General features: G+C 73.4%; 18 protein-coding genes. 6 read left to right on the top strand and 12 right to left on the bottom strand.

The features are described 5' to 3' along the window. Positions 1 to 56: 56 nt before the first annotated feature. Positions 57 to 1217, bottom strand: coding sequence for a PucR family transcriptional regulator (locus ACWGR4_RS43970; protein ID WP_380011753.1), 1161 nt, complete (start codon positions 1215 to 1217; stop codon positions 57 to 59). A gap of 92 nt (positions 1218 to 1309) precedes the next feature. Here ACWGR4_RS43970 and ACWGR4_RS43965 point away from each other — a divergent pair, with 92 nt between their 5' ends. After that, entirely contained in the window at positions 1310 to 2500 is a 1191-nt protein-coding gene (locus tag ACWGR4_RS43965; RefSeq protein WP_380011756.1) for a M20 family metallopeptidase, read from the top strand. A 65-nt stretch (positions 2501 to 2565) separates the two neighbouring features. Here the strand turns inward: ACWGR4_RS43965 and aroC are convergent, their stop codons facing one another. The 11 genes from aroC to ACWGR4_RS43910 all read right to left on the bottom strand — a co-directional run bounded on the left by aroC (position 2566) and on the right by ACWGR4_RS43910 (position 14228). Next, a complete protein-coding gene (gene aroC, locus ACWGR4_RS43960) occupies positions 2566 to 3798 on the bottom strand; it encodes a chorismate synthase (RefSeq protein WP_380011759.1) in 1233 nt (410 codons plus the stop codon). 47 nt (positions 3799 to 3845) lie between these two features. After that, on the bottom strand, positions 3846 to 4664 hold the full coding sequence (locus ACWGR4_RS43955; RefSeq protein WP_452133093.1) for a sulfite exporter TauE/SafE family protein: 819 nt from the start codon (positions 4662 to 4664) through the stop codon (positions 3846 to 3848). Further along, the gene (locus tag ACWGR4_RS43950; RefSeq protein ID WP_380011765.1) at positions 4661 to 5704 is read right to left on the bottom strand and encodes a zinc-binding dehydrogenase; all 1044 of its coding nucleotides are present in this window, start codon (positions 5702 to 5704) and stop codon (positions 4661 to 4663) included. Before ACWGR4_RS43950 ends, ACWGR4_RS43955 begins: the two co-directional genes overlap by 4 nt. Then, positions 5701 to 6609 (bottom strand): ABC transporter permease, encoded by a 909-nt coding sequence (locus ACWGR4_RS43945; RefSeq protein WP_380011768.1) that lies wholly within the window; start codon positions 6607 to 6609, stop codon positions 5701 to 5703. Before ACWGR4_RS43945 ends, ACWGR4_RS43950 begins: the two co-directional genes overlap by 4 nt. 15 nt (positions 6610 to 6624) lie before the next feature. Next, complete coding sequence (locus ACWGR4_RS43940; RefSeq protein ID WP_380011771.1) at positions 6625 to 7761, bottom strand: ABC transporter permease; 1137 nt, start codon at positions 7759 to 7761, stop codon at positions 6625 to 6627. Then, positions 7758 to 9443, bottom strand: coding sequence for an ABC transporter ATP-binding protein (locus ACWGR4_RS43935; protein WP_452134325.1), 1686 nt, complete (start codon positions 9441 to 9443; stop codon positions 7758 to 7760). Before ACWGR4_RS43935 ends, ACWGR4_RS43940 begins: the two co-directional genes overlap by 4 nt. 7 nt (positions 9444 to 9450) lie before the next feature. Further along, complete coding sequence (locus ACWGR4_RS43930) at positions 9451 to 10533, bottom strand: BMP family ABC transporter substrate-binding protein (RefSeq protein WP_452133091.1); 1083 nt, start codon at positions 10531 to 10533, stop codon at positions 9451 to 9453. A gap of 294 nt (positions 10534 to 10827) precedes the next feature. Further along, on the bottom strand, positions 10828 to 11187 hold the full coding sequence (locus ACWGR4_RS43925; protein WP_380011780.1) for a cupin domain-containing protein: 360 nt from the start codon (positions 11185 to 11187) through the stop codon (positions 10828 to 10830). Positions 11188 to 11390: 203 nt separating this feature from the next. Further along, entirely contained in the window at positions 11391 to 12116 is a 726-nt protein-coding gene (locus ACWGR4_RS43920; RefSeq protein ID WP_160161488.1) for a FadR/GntR family transcriptional regulator, read from the bottom strand. A gap of 5 nt (positions 12117 to 12121) precedes the next feature. Next, the gene (locus ACWGR4_RS43915; RefSeq protein WP_380011786.1) at positions 12122 to 12607 is read right to left on the bottom strand and encodes a VOC family protein; all 486 of its coding nucleotides are present in this window, start codon (positions 12605 to 12607) and stop codon (positions 12122 to 12124) included. 103 nt (positions 12608 to 12710) lie between these two features. Further along, on the bottom strand, positions 12711 to 14228 hold the full coding sequence (locus ACWGR4_RS43910; protein ID WP_452133090.1) for an aldehyde dehydrogenase family protein: 1518 nt from the start codon (positions 14226 to 14228) through the stop codon (positions 12711 to 12713). Positions 14229 to 14544: 316 nt separating this feature from the next. Between ACWGR4_RS43910 and ACWGR4_RS43905 the strand changes: the two genes are divergently transcribed. The 5 genes from ACWGR4_RS43905 to ACWGR4_RS43885 all read left to right on the top strand — a co-directional run bounded on the left by ACWGR4_RS43905 (position 14545) and on the right by ACWGR4_RS43885 (position 19285). Beyond that, positions 14545 to 15942 (top strand): amidohydrolase family protein, encoded by a 1398-nt coding sequence (locus ACWGR4_RS43905; protein WP_452133089.1) that lies wholly within the window; start codon positions 14545 to 14547, stop codon positions 15940 to 15942. Between the two features lie 55 nt (positions 15943 to 15997). Then, positions 15998 to 17017 carry a zinc-dependent alcohol dehydrogenase gene (locus ACWGR4_RS43900; RefSeq protein ID WP_452133088.1) on the top strand — a complete coding sequence of 340 codons (1020 nt, stop codon included), beginning with the start codon at positions 15998 to 16000 and terminating at the stop codon, positions 17015 to 17017. A gap of 2 nt (positions 17018 to 17019) precedes the next feature. Then, entirely contained in the window at positions 17020 to 18441 is a 1422-nt protein-coding gene (locus ACWGR4_RS43895; protein ID WP_452133087.1) for an FGGY-family carbohydrate kinase, read from the top strand. Then, positions 18426 to 18815, top strand: a complete 390-nt coding sequence (locus ACWGR4_RS43890; RefSeq protein WP_126638600.1) for a VOC family protein — start codon at positions 18426 to 18428, stop codon at positions 18813 to 18815. Before ACWGR4_RS43895 ends, ACWGR4_RS43890 begins: the two co-directional genes overlap by 16 nt. A gap of 83 nt (positions 18816 to 18898) precedes the next feature. Next, positions 18899 to 19285, top strand: coding sequence for a VOC family protein (locus ACWGR4_RS43885; RefSeq protein WP_380011801.1), 387 nt, complete (start codon positions 18899 to 18901; stop codon positions 19283 to 19285). The last annotated feature ends 34 nt before the right edge of the window (positions 19286 to 19319 follow it).

The raw sequence follows: 19319 nt of genomic DNA, 5'->3' as shown, positions 1-19319 counted from the left end.
GCGGACGGCCCGGGGCTTGCGGGGGGCGCCCGGGGGCGCACGCGCTCGCGGGGGTGTTACGGGACCTCTCGGAGGGCCAGGAGGAGTTCGCGGGCGGTCAGGGCGGCCTGGAGTTGGAGGGTGACCTCGGGGTCGAGGGGATTGGCGCCGAGGAGTTCGCGGATCTGGCCGATCCGGTAGCCGACCGAGTTGCGGTGCAGGTGCAGCAGCTCGGCGACCGCGGCGCGGCTGCCGTTGGTGGCCAGCCACGCGCTGAGGGTGGCCACCCATTCCTCACGTTCCAGGATCGGGCCCAGGTGTTGGTCCACGAACGCCTGGAGTCGGGCCGGCGGCACGCCGAACAGCAGTTGGGCCAGGCCGAGCGAGGAGAACATCAGCTGTACCTCGCCGGGGCGGCGGCGCAGCAGGCCGAGCACGGTCTCCGCGTCGTGGAAGGAGCGGGCCGTGCCGCGCGGGTCGCTGACCGTGGGGCCGGCGGCGGCCAGTACGGGGACGTCGCCGACCATGCCCTGCAGCCGGATGCGGATGCGGCTGATCTCGCGTTCGACGTTGCCCGAGAGCACCGCCAGGCCCAGTTCGCCCTCTTGGCGCACCGGCATCTCCAGCCAGGACAGCGCGGTGGTCCAGGTGCGCTGGTTGGGTCCGGAGTAGGCGAACACCACGGCGGAGTGCGGGCGATCGAGGTGTAGGCCGAACCGGGCGGCGGTGCGCGTGACATCGCCCAGGTTGCGCAACGCGCCGTAGCGCAGTTCGTCGATCAGGCGACCCGCGGTCTCGGCGGTCGCGGTGGCCACCGCGTCCCGCCGGATCGCCTCGATCGCCACCGCCGTGACCGCGGCGCGCAGCAGCGGCTCGTCGTCGCGGGCGCCGTCCGGCTCGCCCAACAGCAGTAGTCCGACTCGGCGTTGGGCCACCCGTACGGGCAACGCCGAGGCCCGCCAGCCCTCGTCGCAGGTGACCTCGACCACGCGGTCCTCGACGAATACGTGGGCCACCGCGACCGGGGTCATCGACTCGGTGCCGTCGTCGGTCGCGGCGAGCACACCACCGTGCACGCCCACCAGTCGGGCGGTGCGGCCGGTACGCCCGGCCAGGGCTCGCAGGATCGCGAGCCAGCCGTCGCCGGAGAGGGCGAGGACGTTCAGCTCACGCTCGAACGCCTCGGCCCGGTCCGGCACGGGGGTCCGGTTTTCCGTGACTTCTGCCTTGTCGATCATGGATTTCCGCACCTTAGCCGGTCGTTGTTACGCGGAACAGATACTTCGTTCGGTCACTTCCCGTTACGTCCGTCGTGGGGCAGGATGCGCCCATGCGAGCCTTCGACCTCGCGGCACCCGCAAAGGCCGCCGCCCAGGCGGCGGTGGACGCCGCCGCACCAGAGCTGGTTGCACTCAGTCACCGTCTGCACGCCCATCCCGAACTCGGCTTCGCCGAGGAACGCGCCTGCGGATGGTTGGGCGAGCAGCTGACCGAACACGGCTTCACCGTCACCCCGGGCGTGGGCGAGTTGCCGACCGCGTTCGTCGCCGAGCGCGGCGACGGGCCGCTGGTGCTCGGAATCTGCGCGGAGTACGACGCGCTGCCGGGGATCGGGCACGCGTGCGGGCACAACGTGATCGCGTCCGCCGCGGTCACCGCCGCGCTCGCGCTGGGCGCGGTCGCCGACGACCTGGGCGTGACCGTTCGCGTGTTCGGCACCCCCGCCGAGGAGAACGGCGGGGGCAAGGTGCTCATGCTGGAGCGCGGCGCGTTCGCCGGGGTGCACGCGGCGATGATGGTGCACCCCTCGCCCCGGGAGCGGCTCGATCCGACCTGTCTGGCCCGCGCGCAACTGCACGTCGAGTACGACGGCCGGGCCGCGCACGCGTCGGCCTGCCCGGAGGACGGGATCAACGCGGCCGACGCGCTGACCGTCGCGCAGGTGGCGATCGGGCTGCTGCGCCAGCACATGACGCCGGATCAGCGGGTGCACGGGATCACCACCACCGGCGGGCAGGTGCCGAACGTGATCCCCGAGCACACCGAGGCCGACTACTACGTACGCGCCGCCACATTGGCCGGGTTGACCGACCTGGAGGCGCGGGTGCGCGAGTGTTTCCAGGCGGGCGCGGTGGCCACCCGGTCGCGGCTGACGTTGTCCTCGACCTCGCCCGCGTACTCGGAATTCCGGCACGACCCCGGCCTGTTGGCCGCGTACGAGCGCAACGCGCTGCTGGTGGGGCGGGAGTTCCCGCCGGTGACCGCCGAGGACGATCGGCAGGCCGGGTCCACCGACATGGCCAACGTGTCGCTGGCGATCCCGTCCATCCAGCCGCTGATCTCCATCGACTCCGGCGATGTGGGGCTGCACCAGGCCGAGTTCGCCGCGTATGCGGCGCGGCCGGCCGCGGATCGCGCGCTGCTTGACGGTGGTCTGGCGATGGCGTGGACGTGTGTGGACGCCGCGCTGGACGAGGGCCTGCGCGCGCGGCTGCTCGCGGGGGCGCCGGCCGGGGGCTGAACCGCCGATGGGCTCCGGGGCCATCGCCCCGGAGCCCGTCCGCCGAGTTGGGCCGGCGTGCCTGCTCACGCGTCGGCGACGGTCACCGGCAGGGCCGCGAGGTAGGCGTCGGCGTTGCGCCGGGTCTCGGTCACGCTGTCCCCGCCGAACTTCTCCAGGACCGCGTCCGCGAGGACGAGGGCCACCATCGCCTCGGCGACCACGCCGGTCGCGGGCACCGAACACACGTCGCTGCGCTGGGCGATCGCCTTGGCCGGATCGCCGGTGCGCACGTCGAACGTGGCCAGGGCCCGGGACAGGGTGGAGATCGGCTTCATCGCGGCACGCACGCGAAGCGGTTCGCCGGAGGTCATGCCGCCCTCGATGCCGCCGGCGCGGCCGGTCTCGCGGCGCACCCGGGTGGGGCCGGGGCGTCCCGGGGCGACCGGGGTGATCTCGTCGTGCGCGACCGAGCCGCGGCGGGTCGCGGTGGTGAAGCCGTCGCCGACCTCGACGCCCTTGATCGCCTGGATGCCCATCAGCGCGGCGGCCAGGCGCGCGTCCAGGCGGCGGTCCCAGTGCACGTAGCTGCCCAGGCCCGGCGGCAAGCCGTAAGCCACCACCTCGACCACGCCGCCGAGGGTGTCGGCGTCCTTCTGCGCGGCCTCGATCTCGGCGTTCATCGCGGCAGCGGTCTCCGGGTCGACGCAGCGCACCGGGTCGGCGTCGATCGTGTCCAGGCTGCCGCGTTCGGGCACCAGCGCGGTGGGCAGGGCGACGGCGCCGATCCGGACCACGTGGCTGAGGATCTCCACGTCCAGGGTCTGGGTCAGGAACGCGCGGGCGACCTCGCCGAGCGCCACGCGGGCCGCGGTCTCCCGGGCACTGGCCCGCTCCAGGACCGGGCGGATGTCGTCGAAGCCGTACTTCTGCATCCCGGCCAGGTCGGCGTGTCCGGGGCGGGGGCGGGTCAGCGCCGCGGCCCGGCCGCGATCGGCGAGCCGGCCCGGTTCGTCGTAGCGGCGCCCGTCGGCGTCGACCGGATCCGGCGCCATCACGTCGGCCCACTTGGCCCATTCGGTGTTGGCCACGCGCAATGCCACGGGCCCGCCCAGGGTGATCCCGTGCCGCACGCCGCCGGTGAACTCCACCTCGTCCCGCTCGAATCGCATCCGGGCCCCGCGCCCGTTGCCCAGCCGCCGCCGGGCCAACGCGTGCGCCAACTCGCCGGAGGACACCTCGACTCCGGCCGGCAGACCCTCCAGTACGGCGGTGAGCGCGGGACCGTGCGACTCCCCGGCGGTGAGCCAACGCAACATGGGATTCCTTCTTTCACGAGTGCGACGGTGGAACGGGACCGGCGGGGTCAGGTGACCAGCAGGACGAGACCCACCACCGTGCCGACGACGATGACGAGGGTGCGCAGGATCGGGGCGGGGACCCGGCGGCCGACGTGGGCGCCGACCCGGCCGCCCGCCACCGAGCCGAGGGCGAGCAACAGGACGGGACGCCAGGCGACTTCGGCGGTGAGCGCGAACAGCACGGCGGCCACGAGGTTGACCAGCGCCTGGAGGAGGTTCTTCAGGCCGTTGAGCCGGTTCAGGTCCTCGTCCAGCACGATCGCGAGCAGCGCGAGCAGCAACACGCCCTGCGCGGCGCCGAAGTAGCCGCCGTACACGCTCACCACGAACACCGCGGCGGGCAGGGCGACGCCGACGCCGGAGCCGGGCGTGCGGGACGCGGGAGCCGACGCGGCCGAGGATCCCGGCAGCACCGCCGGGACCACCGTGTTGGCCGTGCGGCGGGCGCGCAGGCGGGCGGACAACCACGGCTGTACGCCCATCAGCGCCGCGGCGAGCAGAACCAGTACGGGCACCACCGCTCGGAACGCGCCCGGTGGCAGGCCGAGCAGGAGCAGGCCGCCGGTCGCGCCGCCCAGCACGGCGGCGGCGGACAGCGGGAGCAACCGGTGCGCCTGGGCGGCCAATTCGCGCCGGTAACCGAGGGTCCCGGCGATCGACCCCGGGGTGAGGCCGATCGTGTTGGAGACGTTGGCGACCACGGGCGGGTGGCCGAGGGCGAGCAGGACCGGGAAGGTGAGCAGCGAGCCGGAGCCGACGACGGTGTTGACCGTGCCCGCGCCGAGGCCCGCCGTCAGCACGAGCAGGGCCTCGGCGGGGGTCATCGGGCGCCGCCGGGGAGCAGGGTGACCTTGCCGAACGCGGCGCCGCTCTCCAGGCGCCGGTGGGCCGCGGCCGCGTCGGCGAGGGGGAACGTGCCGTCCTGTACCGGGGTCAGCTCCCGGTCCAGGCAGAACTCGACCATGGCCGCGAAGTCCGCGTCGCCGATCGAGCCCGCGCCGAGCAGGGTCAGCCCGCTGTGGAACGCGTGCGGGAGGTCGAAGCCCGCCTCGGTGCCGGTGGTGTCCCCGCAAAAGACCAGCCGGCCGCGCGGGCGCAGTGCGTGCAGCGACGCCTGGAACAGCGCCGGGCCGACGTGGTCGAGCACCAGGTCGACGCCGGCCCCGCCGGTCGCCGCGCGGGCCCGGGCGACCAGGTCCGAGGTGCGGTGGTCGATCAGCACGTCGGCGCCGAGGTCGGCCATCCGATCCAGTTTGGCCCGGGAGCCGGAGGTGACCACGACGCGCGCCCCGAGTGCGCGGGCCAGTTGTACGGCGGCGATGCTCACCCCGCTGCCGGCGCCGTGCACCATCAGCGTCTCCCCCGCGCGCAGCCCGCCGCGCACGACCAGGCCCTGCCAGGCCATGCCGTACGCGGTGGGCAGCCCGGCGGCGGCCACGTGCGGCACGTGTGCCGGGATCACGTGGGTGCGCCCGGCGGGGACCACGATCGATTCGGCGTAGCCGCCGGACCGGTTCCCGCCGACCACGCGCAGCGCCCCGCACCACGCCTCGTCGCCGCGCCCACAGGCGGCGCAACTCCCGCAGTGCACAGCCGGGTTGATCAGCACCCGGTCGCCGACCCGGCGCTCGCGCACGCCGCCGCCGACGGCCAGGACGTCTCCCGCGACATCCATGCCGGGCACGTGCGGCAGCGTGAAGCCCGGCAGCAGCCCCGGGCCGCGCCGTTGCAGCAGGTCGAGGCGGTTGACCGCGGCGGCGCGCACCGCGACCAGCACCTCGCCCGGGCCCGGTTCCGGGTCGGGCAGGACCACCTGCTCCAGGATCTCCGGGCCGCCGTGGCCGCGGTGCCGCACCGCCCTCATACGATGCCCCGCACGAACGGCGCGCCCAATGCTGCCGGTTGGCGGTGCGTCTTGGCCAGGAACATCATCGCGAGCAGCGCCAGCAGATACGGCGCGGCGATCAGCAGTTGCGAGTTGAGATGCACGCCGAGCGCGGGCAGCGCGAGCCGCATCGCGTCGGCGGCGCCGAAGACCAGGCAGCCGGCCATGGTGCCGCGCAGCGTCCAGCCGCCGAAGATCACCGCCGCGATCACCACGAAGCCGCGACCGGCGGTCATGTTCTGGTTGAACGCGCCCACTTCGCCCACCGCGAGGTAGGCGCCGCCGAGTCCGGCCAGCACGCCGCACAGCAGCACGCTCTGCCGGCGCCTGCGGCGCACGTCGATCCCGGTGACGTCGGCCGACTGGGGGTTCTCCCCGGCGGCGCGCAACTCCAGCCCGAAGCGGCTGCGTTGCACCAGCCACCACACCAGCGGGATCAGCCCGACCAGCAGATAGGCGGGCCAGCGGTGGGCGAACAACACCGGTCCGAGCAGCGGCAGGTCGGACAGGACCGGGACGTTCAGCGCGTCCACCTGATGCCCGGTCAGGTCGATCGAGTCGAGCAGGAAGCTGGTCAGGCCGAGCACGAGCGCGTTCAGGGCGAGCCCGACCACGTAGGTGTTGACCGACAGGCGGTGGCTGAACTCGGCGTGCACGAAGCCGATGACCAGGCCGGCCAGCATGCCGAAGACCAGGCCGAAGGACGCGGAACCGGTCATCGAGGCACCCCATACGGCGTTGAACGCGCCGCCGAGCATCATCGCCTCGACCGAGATGTTGATGGTGCCGGCGCGCTCCGCGATGTATTCGCCGCAGGCGGCGAACGCCAGCGGCACGGTGAGCCGGACCGAACTGGCCAGCACCATGGCGAGGTCGTCGATCATGGCATCCTCCCGGTCTCAGGCCGCGCCGGCGGTACGACGGCGTCGCACCTCGGCGTAGGCGGCGGGGAACACCGTGGCCAGCACCATCAGCGCGGTGACCACGGCGACGATGTAGCGCGGAACCCCGGTGGCGGACAGGAATCCACCGCCCGCGCGCAGCGCGCCGAAGAACAGCGCGACCGGCACGGCGAGCAGCGGCTTGTCCCGGGCGACGAGCGCGACGAGCAGTCCGTCGAAGCCGACGTTGTCGGCGAAGCCGTCCTGCATGCGGTGGCCGTTGCCGGTGAGCATCACGCCGCCGGCCAGGCCGGCGAACGCGCCGGAGGCGAGCAGCGCACCGCCGCCGACCAACACCGCGCCCACGCCCGCCCGATGCGCGGCCTTGGGGTTGAGCCCGAGCATGCGCAGCCGGAAGCCGAGGCGGGTGCGGACCAGGACCAGGGAGGTGCCCACGGCCAACACCAGCGCGACGAAGATGCCCGCGCCGATGTTGAAGTCGGGGTATTCGCCGATCCGGGGCAGCCAGACCGACTCGGCCAGCATGTCGGTCTGCGAGGTGGTGACCTGCCCCGCCACCGCCTTCTCGCGCAGCAGCGAAGGGGAGTTGACCGCGTACGAGACGGCCTGGTTCGCGACGAAGATCAGCAGCAGCGTGCTGATCACCACCGCGACGCCGCGCCAGTAGAACAGCAGCGCGGCGATGCCGGCCCACAACGCGCCGCCGACGGCCGCGCCGAGCAGGGCCAGGGTCAGCACCAGCGGTCCCGGGCCCGGGGTGAACAGCGCGATCGCCGCGCCGACCGCGGCGCCGACCAGCAGTTGGCCCTCCTGGCCGATGTTGAAGATGCCCGCACGGGCGGCGATCACCGAGCCGACGGCGACCAGCAGCAGCGGTGCGGCCTGGTCGATGCTCTGCCCGATGGCCGCGCCGTCGGCCAGGCTCCCGTCGTACATCGCGTTCGCCGCGTCCCACGGGGACTGGCCGACCAGCGCGATCAGCAGGCCGGCCAGGGCCAGTGCGGTGGACAGCGAGAGCAGGTAGAGCAGCGGGGTGCCCAGGTCGGCGAGTCGGGGTCGGCGGCGCGCGTCGGGTTCGGGCTCCGCGACGGCGGGTGGTGGTTCGGAGATCAGCGTCCCGGTGGTCGACGTCATGCCGCCTGGCCTCCCATCATCAGGCCCAGTCGCTCGGTGTCGACGTCGGCGCGGTCCATCTCGCCGACGACGGCGCCCCGGTGGATCACCGCGACGCGGTGCGAGAGGGTGAGGATCTCGCCCAGTTCGGTGGACAGGAGCAGGACCGCGATGCCCTCCCGGGCGGCGGCGTGCAGCCGCTCGGTCATGTACTCGATGGCGCCGATGTCCAGGCCCCGGGTGGGCTGCGCGGCCACCAACACCCTGGGTTTGCCGGCGAGTTCGCGGGCAAGTACCACCTTTTGCTGGTTGCCGCCGGACAGTTGCCGCATCGGGGTGTCCGGCGAGGGGGTAGCGATCTCGAACTCCTCGATCAATCGCCGGGCCCGCTCGGCCATCCGGCGCCGGCTGAGCAGTCCCCGGCGGGTCACCGAGGACAGGTCGGCCATCATCAGGTTCTCCGCGACCGACATGTCGAGCACACAACCCGACACGTGTCGGTCCTCGGGCACCACGCCGACCCCGGCGGCGTGCATCGCGCCGGGCCGGCCGGCGGCGACGGCACTGCCGCACACCTCCACCCGGCCGGCGTCCAGCGGCAGCAGGCTGGAGAGCAGATCGCCCAGTGCCGCCTGGCCGTTGCCCTCGACACCCGCGATGCCCAGGATCTCCCCCGCGCGGACCTCCAGGCTCAGCCCGCGCAGGAGCGGGCGCCGGTCGGCGGCCCGGGCATGCGCGTCGGTGATCCGCAGGCGGACCTCGCCGGCCGCCGGACGCGGCTCGGGGGCGGGGGCCGCCGCTGGTTCCCGGACGTCCAACACCGCGGTGCCGCCGGTCGGTTCGCCGGTGCCGGGCTCGATCAGCGCGTCGAGCGCGCCGACCGCGGACGCGGCGGTCCACTTGGACAGTTCGCGCCCGACCATCTCCCGGGCCAGCGCCCGGACATCGGTGTCGGCGGTGGCCCGCCTGGCCACCACGCGCCCCTGGCGCATGATGGTGACCCGGTCGGTGGCGTGCACGATCTCGTCCAGCTTGTGGCTGATCAGGATCACCGCCTTGCCCTCGTCGGCGACCACCCGGCGCAGCACGGTGAACAGTTCGCGCGATTCCTCCAGGGTGAGTACCGAGGTCGGCTCGTCCAGGATCAGCACCCCGGGGTCGCGGCGCAGACACTTGACGATCTCGACCCGCTGCCGCTCGCCGGTGGACAGGTCCTCGACGCACGCGTCGGGGTCCACCCGCAGGCCGTAGCGGTCGCCGACCTCGCGCACCAGCGTGCGCGCCCGGTCCCGGTCGACCTGGCCGCGGTCGCCGAGCACCACGTTCTCCCACACGCTGAGCCGGTCCACGAGGCTGAAGTGCTGGTGCACCATCGAGATGCCGTGCGCCGCCGCGGCCGAGGGGTCGGCGATGGTGGTCTCGGTGCCGCGCAGCACGATCCGTCCGGTGTCCGGGACGACCAGGCCGAGCAGGATCTTCATCAGCGTGCTCTTGCCCGCGCCGTTCTCGCCGAGCAGGCCGTGGATCTCCCCGGCCCGAACCCGCAGCGAGACGTCGTCGCAGGCGCGCACCGCGCCGAACCGCTTGCCGATGCCGAGCAGTTGCACGACGGGGACGGTGAGCACCGAGGCGGCGCCGGGGTGTTCGGCGGGCCCATCCAGGGAGGGGGCCGCGGGCTCGGGTGTCGGTCGGGAGGCGGTCACGGCGGTGTCACTTGCCTGCGGCGACGGCCTCATCGACCTTCACCTTCCCGCTGCCGATGTCCTGGATCAGCGTCTGGAGCTGCTGCGCCTGGTCGCCGGTGGGCTTGCAGAGCTTGACGGTGGGGACCGGGTCCTTGCCCAGGTGCCACTCGCGGGCGACGCCCATCCGCAACGTGCCCTTCTTGAAGTCCTCCAGGGCACCGGCGAAGTAGGCACCGGGGCTGAAGATCACCGAGATCGCGTACTGCGCGCCGGGCGTGCCGCAGCGGTCGGTGCCGGGGGTGAGCGCCGGGACGCCCTTCTCGTTGGCGAGTTGGGTGACCACGTCGGTGGCGCCGCCGAGGTAGGGGTAGATCACCTTGACGCCCTGGCTGATCTGCGCCTGGGCGGCTTCCTTGGCCTTGCCGGAGTCGTTGAAGTCGCCGGTGTAGGTCTGCACCATCTCGGCGTCGGGCACGACCTTTTTGATGCCGGCCTCGAACGCCTTGGCCACGTCGCGGGCGAACTGGAGGTCGGGGCCGGTGATGTAGCCGGCCTTCCTGCCGCCGTTCTCCTTGAGGACCAGTCCGGCGGCGTAACCGGCCACGTACAGCGACTCGTTGATGTAGTCGAGCGACTGGGTGAACTCGGCGGTCTGGGTCACGCCCTGCCCGCCGCTGATGTACCAGGTGGTGCCCTTGCACTGGGGTTCCTTGGCGGCGCTGAGCGCGTCCTTGAGTTCGCTGGCGCCGATGGCGATCATGTCGACCTTCTGCCGACACAGGTTGCGCGCCTGCTGCACGGCGTTGGCCGGGTTGATCTTGTCGACCACCACCAGCTTCCAACCGTTCGCCGTGGCATAGGTGTTCGCCTCGTCGACGAAGCTCTGGTAGTAGCCCTTGTCCTTGGTGTCGCCGGGGCTCATCACCCCGATGACGACCTTCTTGTCCTTGTTCACGTCGGGTTCGTTGGCGGGGAGGGTGCCGGCGCCGGGGGCACCGGCCGAGGCGGGCGCCCCGGCGGGGGTGGTGGAGGACGAGGAGGAACCGCCGCCACAGGCGGTGAGGAGCAGTCCCGGTATGATGACCGAGGCCGCGATGACTCGAACCATGTTCTTCATCGGAAGGTCTCCAGACGAATCAGGGCGCGTTGGTTCGACACGGACCGACGGGTACGCGGCGATCCGGGCGGGCACGGTGGGCGTGCCGTTGCCGGGTGTGCGGCCGCGGGCCGGGGTGGGATGTCGGTCCGGCGGAGGAACCCGTTCCGGTTGCGCGGGGAAATCCGGCCCGGAAGCGGGTGGGGGTCGGTGCGCGGTGCCTGCGGCGAGCGCAACCGTCCGACAGTGGTGGGGTGTTGCGGTGGTACGGGGACGTCGTGCGGGTGGCTCCGGGCGGGTGGGGCGTCAGCGGTACTCGTCGCGCGGCGGGGTGAAGATGTCCAGGATCCAGGTCTCGCCGTGCTCGGGGTCGCCGATGAACAGGCTGTCCCCGTGGTCGCAGCCCTTGGGCGCCCAGTAGACGTCGCCGGGGCCGAGCACCCGTCGCTCGTCCGAGTCGATCCGGAAGTCGAGCCTGCCCTTGAGCACCATGCCGTACTGCTCGTGGTCGGGATGGTCGTCGTAGGGGGTGGGGCCGCATCCCTCGCGGATCCGCCACAGGGTCAGCATCAATTCGTCGCCGGTGTAGACCCGGCGCCGGAATCCCGGCTTGACCTCGACGAACTCGGCGTCGTCGAAGGCCCAGACGCGTTGCGTGTCGCTCATCTCGATGCGGTCCTCTCCGGGTGGTGTGCACGGTCGTGGGGGAGGTGGCGGGCGAGCCGGCTCGGGTGGGGACCGCGCCGGGGTCCGCCCGGGTGCCGTACCGGTTGCCGGTGTCGTGCCGGTGCCGTGCCGTTGCCGTACCGGTGCCGGTGCCGTGCCGGTGCCGGCCGGGTGTGGCTCGGCGCGGGTCTCGAACGGCGGGTCTAGAACATCCGGGCGGTCATCTGTCGTTCCACTTCGCCGAGGTGTTCGGCGGCGGCGTGGGCGGCGGCATCGGGGGCGCCGGCGGCGACCGCCTCGGCGATGCCGCGGTGCGAGCGACAGGACTCGGCGATCACCTGACGGACCGCCTCGGCGTTGCCCTCGGCGGCCAGGAGCGAGGCGAAGTCGCCGGACGCGAATACCGCGTCGAGCACCTTCGCGTACAACTCGCGCAGCGTGGTGTTGCCACACGCGCGGGCCAGTGCCGCGTGGAAGCGGCGGTCCTGGCGGCGGAACGCCTCCAGGCTCATCGACGGGTCGAATCCGGCTGCCAGTTCGCCGATCTCGGCCCGCTGGTCGGGCTCGGCGCGCAGCGCGGCCAGTCGGGCGATGGCGACCTCGGTCACCTGGCGTACCTCGAACAGTTCGGACACGCGCAGCTTGCGGCCGTCGGCCGCGTCGAAGGAAACCCCGGGCAGCCGCTCGGCGACATAGAAGCGGTTGCCCCGCTTGACCAGGCAGCCCAGCGAGACCAGGCCCTGGATCGCCTCGCGCACCGAGGTGCGGGCCACCCCGAACTGCTCGCACAGCGTGCGTTCCGGGGGCAGTTGGGCGCCCGGTCGCAGGTCGCCCTCGCGCACGCTCGCCAGGAGCGCGTCGCGGACCTCCTCGGAGATCGTGCGGCGCGCGACCTTGGCGAACGGGATCCGCTCCCCCGGTGCCCGCAAGGGCACTACTCGCCCGCCAGGTGCGCGAACCGCTCGCGTTCGGCGTCCAGGTCCAGTGGGCGGATGATCGCCTCGTGTTCCTCGTCGCCCCAGTACTCGGGCGGGACCAGCCACATGACCTCGAATTCGAGGCCGTCGGGGTCCTTGGCGTACAGGCTCTTGTTGGCACCGTGGTCGCTCGCGCCGATCAACGCACCCGCGGTGGCGAGGCGTTGGCGGGCCTCGTCCAGGTCGTCGAGGGTGGGGACCTCCCACGCGATGTGGTACATCCCCACGGTGCGCCGACCGGCCTGGGACTCGCCGGCCTCGGCACCGATGGTGAAGAACGCAATGTCGTGGTGGTTCTTCGACGCGGGGGCCCGCATGAAGACGTAGCTCCCGGGCGGGCCGTCGATGACGGTGACGAAATCCAGCACCTCGTTGTAGAACCGGGCGGTCTTGTGCGCGTCGCGCACGTACAGCACCGCGTGGTTCATCCCGGTAACGGCCACGATCGGGCCTCCTCAGGGTGTGGGTCAGGCTGTTGGTCTGACAATCAGAAGGTATGAAGCTCGGTCAGGTGTGGTCATTGGTCCCCGAGCACAACCCGGCGCTTCACCCGCTGTGCACCTGGACGTTCACCGCCTTGGTGCGGGTGTAGGCGTCCACCCCGGTCCTGGCGAAGCCGCTGGCCCGGCGCGGCTCGCCGCGTCCGCCGTTCATGTCCGGCGCGAAGTGACAGTTCACATTGACCTCGCCGCAGTCCAGCGCGTCCGCGAATCGGAACGCACGTTCGATGTCCCGGGTGAATACGGTGCCGTTGAGGCCGTACCGCGTCCCGTTGGCCAGCGCCACCGCCTCCGCCTCGTCGGCGAACGACATCGCGGCGAGCACCGGCCCGAACACCTCCTCCTGTTCCACCTCGCACCCGCGCCGAACCCGACCGAGCACGGTCGGCGCGACATAGGTCTGCGGCAGGCCGTCGGGCAGCATCGGTTTGCCGACCGCGGCGGCGTCCCCGGCGGCCAGGGCCCGGTCCACGAAGCCCCGGACCCGGTCGGCGTGGCGGGGGTTGATCAGGGGCCCGATGAAGGTGTCCGGATGCAGCGCGTCGCCCACCGGCAGGGACGCCGCGGCCGCCGCCACCGCCTCCACCACCCGCTCGTACACCGACTCCTGGACGAGCAGCCGACTGCCCGCGACGCACACCTCGCCCATGTTCACGAACGCGGCCATCATCGCCCAACCGACCGCCTGGTCCAAGTCGGCGTCGTCGAACACCACCACCGGCGACTTGCCGCCCAGCTCCAGATGTACGGGGGTCAGGTTGCGCGCGGCGGCGGCCAGTACGTGCCGGCCGGTGTCGGTGCCGCCGGTCAGGCTGATCAGGTCGATCCTGGGATCGGTGATCAGCCGCTCGCCGACCGTGGCGCCGGGGCCGAGCACGATGTTCAGCACCCCGGCCAGCAGCCCCGCACCGGTCAGCAACCGGCCCAGCTCGACCAATGTGACCACCGCGTCGACCGGCGGTTTGGCCACGATCGAGCAGCCGGCCGCCAGCGCCGAGGCGATCCGCTGACTGCCCGTCATCAACGGGCCGTTCCACGGCAACAACTCGACCACCACGCCGGCCGGCTCGCCGAGCCGCAGGGTCAGCAGGTCCGGGCCGCCGCCGGGCAACAACTCGGGCGGGAAGGACGAGCGCCGCACGTCGCCGTGCGCGGTGCGACAGATCGCCGCGGCGTAGGAGAACGCGTTGGCCGCCTCGTAGACGTCGTTCGTCAACGCCCCCGAGACCGCCTTGCCGGTGTCCATCGCCTCCAGGGCCGCCAGTCGGGGCGCGTCCGCGCGGATCGCCGCGGCCACCGCCTCCAGCACCTCCGCCTTGCGCGGCCCCGGCATGCGGCGCCACACTCCGGCGTCGAAACTGCTGCGCGCCGCGACGATCGCCGCCTCGACCTCGGCGTCGGTCGCCGCCAGCCAGGACGCCGGGTGCCCGCCCGTGGAGGGGTCGACCACCGGCCGCGCCTCGCCGTCGAAGGATTCCCGGCCGGCGATCAACTGCGGGTACGGATCCGAGCGCAGCCAATCGGCACGTATGCGCGGCTCGCCGGTGCTGGTGTCGTCGGTCATGTGGGCAACTCCCTCGACGCGGTGGATGGGCCCCGGCCGGTCCGGTAGGCCCGGTGGGTCCCGGTGAGCCCTGGCGGGTCCCAGTAGGCCCATGGGTCCCGGCGGGTCCGCCGGAGCGGCGCGAGCCGTGTCGGGCGCCGCAACCTGGAAGCCTCGCCCGACACGGCACCGGGCCAGGTTTTCCCCCGTCGGCCTGTGCTCGCATTGTGTTCCCGGCATGGACTGGGCGCACTTGATTGTGCTCCGGGCCACGATGCCGGCGGCCGGCGCCGGGCCTAGTGTCCCCAGACATGGCGACTGCGCAGGTGAGAACAACATGAGCGGCCCCGGGCCGGCCCGGCCGGAGCTGCTGGTCGCGGGCGGTGACGTGGTCACCATGAACCCGCGCCGCGAGGTGCTGCTCGGCGGCGCGGTCGCCGTCGCCGGGGAGCGCATCGTGGCCGTCGGCGCCACGTCCGATTTGCGCGCCCGCTGGCCGGGCACCCCCGAACTGGACGCGAGCGACTGCGTCGTCACCCCCGGCCTGGTCAACGCCCACCTGCACCAGACCGGCGACCCGCTGGCCCGCGCACGCATCCCCGACGACCTGCCGCCGGGTGCCTCCGTCGACACCTGGGCGGTGCCGCTGCACGCGGCACACCTGCCCGCCGACGACGAACTGTCTGCACTGCTGGCCGGCGTGGAGAGCCTGCGCAACGGGGTGACCACCGTGATCGAGGCGGGCACCGTGGCGCACCCGGAGCGGGTGGCCGCCGCGATGCACGAGGTGGGCATCCGGGGCGGGATCGGCGCCTGGGGGTGGGACGTGCCCGGCGCGCCGTTCGCCGCGCCGGCCGGCGAGGTGCTGGACCGGCTCGCCGCGCTGGTCGACGCCCACCCGGCCGGCGGCCGGGTCGAGGGGTGGGTCACGCTGGTCGGGCACGGCCTGGCCTCCGACGAACTGCTCGCCGGCGCCGCCGCGTTGGCCCGTACGAGCGGCGCCCGGATGACGATGCACCTGTCCCCCTCCGGCGCCGACCCCGAGGACTACCTGCGCCGCACCGGCCGCCGGCCCGCGCTGCACTTGGCCTCGCTCGACGTGCTCGGACCGCATCTGCTGCTCGCCCACGCGGTGTGGCTGGACGACGCCGAGGTCGAGGCGCTGCTCGCCACCCGCACGGCGGTCGCCTACTGCCCGTGGGCGTATCTGCGCCTGGGCCAGGGCGTCACCCGCGCCGGCCGGCATGCCGAACTGCTGCGCCGCGGCGGGCGAATCGCGCTCGGGACGGACGCAGCCAACGCCGCCGACGCGGCCGACCTGCTGCGTACCGCCGCGCTCGCGGTGGGGCTGGCCAAGGACATGGCGCTCGACCCCACCGGACCGGGTGCCGCCGAGGCGCTGGAGTTGGCCACCATCGGCGGCGCCGAGGCGATCGGCATGGCCGACCGGATCGGCTCGCTGGAGCCCGGCAAATACGCCGACCTGGTGGTGCACGACGCCACCGGCCCGCAGTGGACCCCGCGCGGCGATGTCGCGCAGCAGTTGGTGTGGTCCGCCGACGGGCGTTCGGTGCGCGACGTGCTGGTCGGCGGCCGGATCGTGGTGCGCGACCACGCGTGCGTCGAGGTGGACGAGCGTGCCCTGCGCACCGCCGCCGCGCACGCCTCCGAGGCGCTGCTCGCCCGGGCGGGTGTGCCGCTGCGTGCGCGCTGGCCGACCCTGCGGGCGTACTGAACGCCTTCCCCGCTGTTTTTCCGCCGCAGCCTTCCCGCGAAGTCGAGGAGCCCCCATGCGAGTTGCCGTTGTCACCGCGCCCGAGCAGGTCGACCTGCGCGAGGAGCCGGTCCCCGAGGTCGGCCCCGACGACGTGCTGGTGCGCGTCGGCCGTACCGGCATGTGCACCATGGAGCGCCGGCTCTACCTGGGCACCAAGCCGATCTACCCGGTCGCCCCCGGCCACGAGGTGGCGGGCGAGGTGGTCGCGGTGGGCGCCGCCGTGGCCGGGCTGCCCGGGGTCGCGGCGGTCGGCGATACGGTCACCGTCGACCTGCTCACCCGCTGCGGCACCTGTACCTCGTGCCGGCGCGGACGCAGTGCGCTGTGCAAGCAGCCGCAGGGCGGCGCGCTCGCGGACGGGACCATCTCGATGGGCGCCGGCTTCGCCGAGTTCGTCAAGGTCAAGGCGCTCCAGGCGTTTCGCACCGGCTCGGCGCCGATCGCGCACGCCGCGATGGGCGAACCGCTGGCCTGTGTGGCACATTCGGCCCGGCTCGGCGGACTGCGCGCGGGCGATCGGGTCGCGGTGATCGGTGCCGGGTTCATGGGCCGCCTGCACCTGGCCCTGGCCCGGTTCAAGGGCGCCGCGTCGGTCGGCCTGATCGACATCAGCGAGGAACGCCTGGCCGAGGCCCGCGCGGCCGGCGCGGACTGGACGAGCACCCCGGAGCAGGCCGTCGAGACCGGCGGCCGGCAGGACGTCGTGTTCGTCACCGCCGGCGCCCCGGGCGCCCTGGAGGGCGCGCTGTCCCTGTGCGACGACGGCGGCACGGTGGTGCTGTTCGGCGCCTTCCCCAAGGAGGTGCTCGCCGGGGTCGGGCCGGACCTGATCCACCATCACGAACTGAGCATCGTCGGCGTGTACAGCCAGGAGCCGCAGGACTGGACCGAGGCCGCCGCGATCATCGGCTCCGGCCGGCTGGCGGCCGACCTGGACGCGCTGGTCACCGCCACCTATCCGCTCGCCGACGTGGACGCGGCCTTCCGGCTGGCCGCGAAGTCGCCCGTCTACCGTGTCCTCGTGGGCGGTTGAGCATGCCCGGCACCTCCTCCGTGGTGGTCGGCGTCGACGTCGGCAGCAACTCGGTCCGCGCGCTGGCCCTGGATCCCGACGGCGCGGTCCTGGGCGGTACCTCCGCCGGCTACCCCGGGGCGGCGAACTGGCGCCCCGGGCACGCCGATCCGTACGCCTGGTTGGCCGCGACCACGCAGGCGCTGGCCGAACTGCGCGCGCTGGTGCCCGGTGCGGCCCGTCCCGCCGCGCTGTGCCTGGGCGGGCAGAGCCCGACGACCGTGGTCGGGGGGATCGAGGCGCCGGGCGTGGGCTCGGGGGTCGACTCGGGTGTCGGCTCCGGCGTCGGCTCCGGGGTTGCCGCGCTGACCTGTCGGCATCCGGCGGGGGCTACCGGCTCGCCCGTGGAGCAACACCACGCCCAGTACGCGGCGTTGCGCGCCGAGCACGGGCCCGACGTGCGGGCCTGGCAGCTGTACGACTGGCTGGCCGCCCGGTTCGGCGCGGGTCGGGCGCAGGCGCGGTGGCCGGGGGATCCGGCGCTGGGCGACTACGGACCGGTGGTCGCCACCGGGTCCGTGGTCGGCGTGCTGGGTACCGGGCACGATCTGGCGGCGGGCACCCCGCTGGTGGCCGGTGCGCAGGATGCCTATCTGGCGTTCTGGGCGGGCGGGTTGGATCGCCCCGGGCGAGCCCTGGACCCCGGCGGGCGCACCGGTGGGCTGGCCGTGGCGGTGGCCGCCGGTTCGCCCGCCGCCGACGCGTACGCGCTGCCGGCGGCGGTGCCCGGGGTCGAGATCGTCGGCGGGCCGGTCGCCGCGCACGGGCTGATCCTGGAGTGGCTGCGCGACCTCACCGGGCGCGAGGTCCGCGACCTGTTGGCCCTGGCCGCCGAGGTACCGCCGGGCGCGCGGGGCGTGATGGTCCTGCCCTACCTCGAGGGCGAGCGCGCGCCGCGCTGGAACCGCGAGTTGCGCGGCGAGGTCTTCGGCCTGACCTCGGACAGCGGTCCGGGCGAACTGGCCCGCGCCGTCCTGGAAGGCACCGCGTACGGCCTGGCGCACATCGCAACCGGCCTGGCTGCGCAGGGAGTTCGCCTGGACACCCTGGTGTGCGCCGGCTCGCCCGCGCGCAGCGCGCTGTGGTGTTCGATCAAGGCCTCGGTACTGGGCGTTCCGGTCGAGGTGCCCGGCGAGACGGACTTGGCCGCGTACGGCGCGGCCCTGGCCGCCGGCGCCGGCGCGCGCTGGTGGCCCGCGCCCGGGGCCGGTCGGGCGGGCGACTGGCCGCGCCCGGCGATGACCGTGCTCGACCCCGAGCCCCACCCCGAGTACGCGGCCGGACTGCGCCGCTTCCTCGACCTCGGCGACGCCGCCCAGCGGCGCGCGTCCGCCGCTGTCATCACCCCCACCCGCTCCGAGGAGTCGACGTGCCCAATCCGGTGATCTTCATGGACCTGCCCTCCCCCGACGTGGAGGCCACGTCCGCCTTCTACGCGGCGTTGTTCGGCTGGGAGTTCAAGCGGCGTCCGGCCGACGAGTTCAGCGAGGTGCTGCCCGGGGTCAAGCCCAACCTGGGTATCCGCCGCGAGGCCCGCCCCGCGGTCGGTCCGGTGCCGCGCATCTACGTGATGGTCGACGAGCCGCCCGCCTACCTCGACAAGGCCGTCGCGGCCGGGGCGAGTGTGTTGTGGGAGGAGAAGCCGTGGGCCGAATTCGAGGCCCGCTACGCCGCGTTCCGCGACCCGTGGGGCAACGAGGTCGTGCTGTGGCGCGACAAGGGCACCTACTTCACGCATGGTCACGCCCACCAGGTCTGACTTCTCGTCATGCGCGGTACGGCCCAACCCCCGTTCCGTGCACCGCCCTTCGGCGTAGCCGAACCCCCGGAAAGGATCCATCCGTGACCAACACCCTGGTCTTCGTCGACATGCCCACGCCCGACGTGCAGGCGACCACCGAGTTCTACCGCGAGTTGTTCGGCTGGACGATCAACCCGCGCCCGCAGGGCGTCTTCCACCAGATCGTGCCCGGCGAGGGGCTGCACCTGGGCCTGTTCGACGAGGCCGCCCAGGTGCCGGACCCGGCGCCGCTGCCCCAACAGCCCCGCTCCGGACTGCACTCGCGGGTGTACATCCTGGTCGACGCGGCCCCGAGCGAGTATCTGAACAAGGCGGTGCTGCTCGGCGCGACCGCGCTGTGGGAGCAGTGCTACTGGGAGGAATTCGGCGGTCACCACGCCTCGTTCCTGGACCCGTGGGGCAACCAGATCGTGATGTGGGAGAAGTGAGGCGGGGCCGCGGCACCGATCCGCGTCGATGCGG

This window comes from Embleya sp. NPDC055664 (assembly GCF_053618075.1).
The sequence above is the reverse complement of the archived record's forward strand: the minus strand, read 5'-3'. Positions and strand labels throughout refer to the sequence as shown.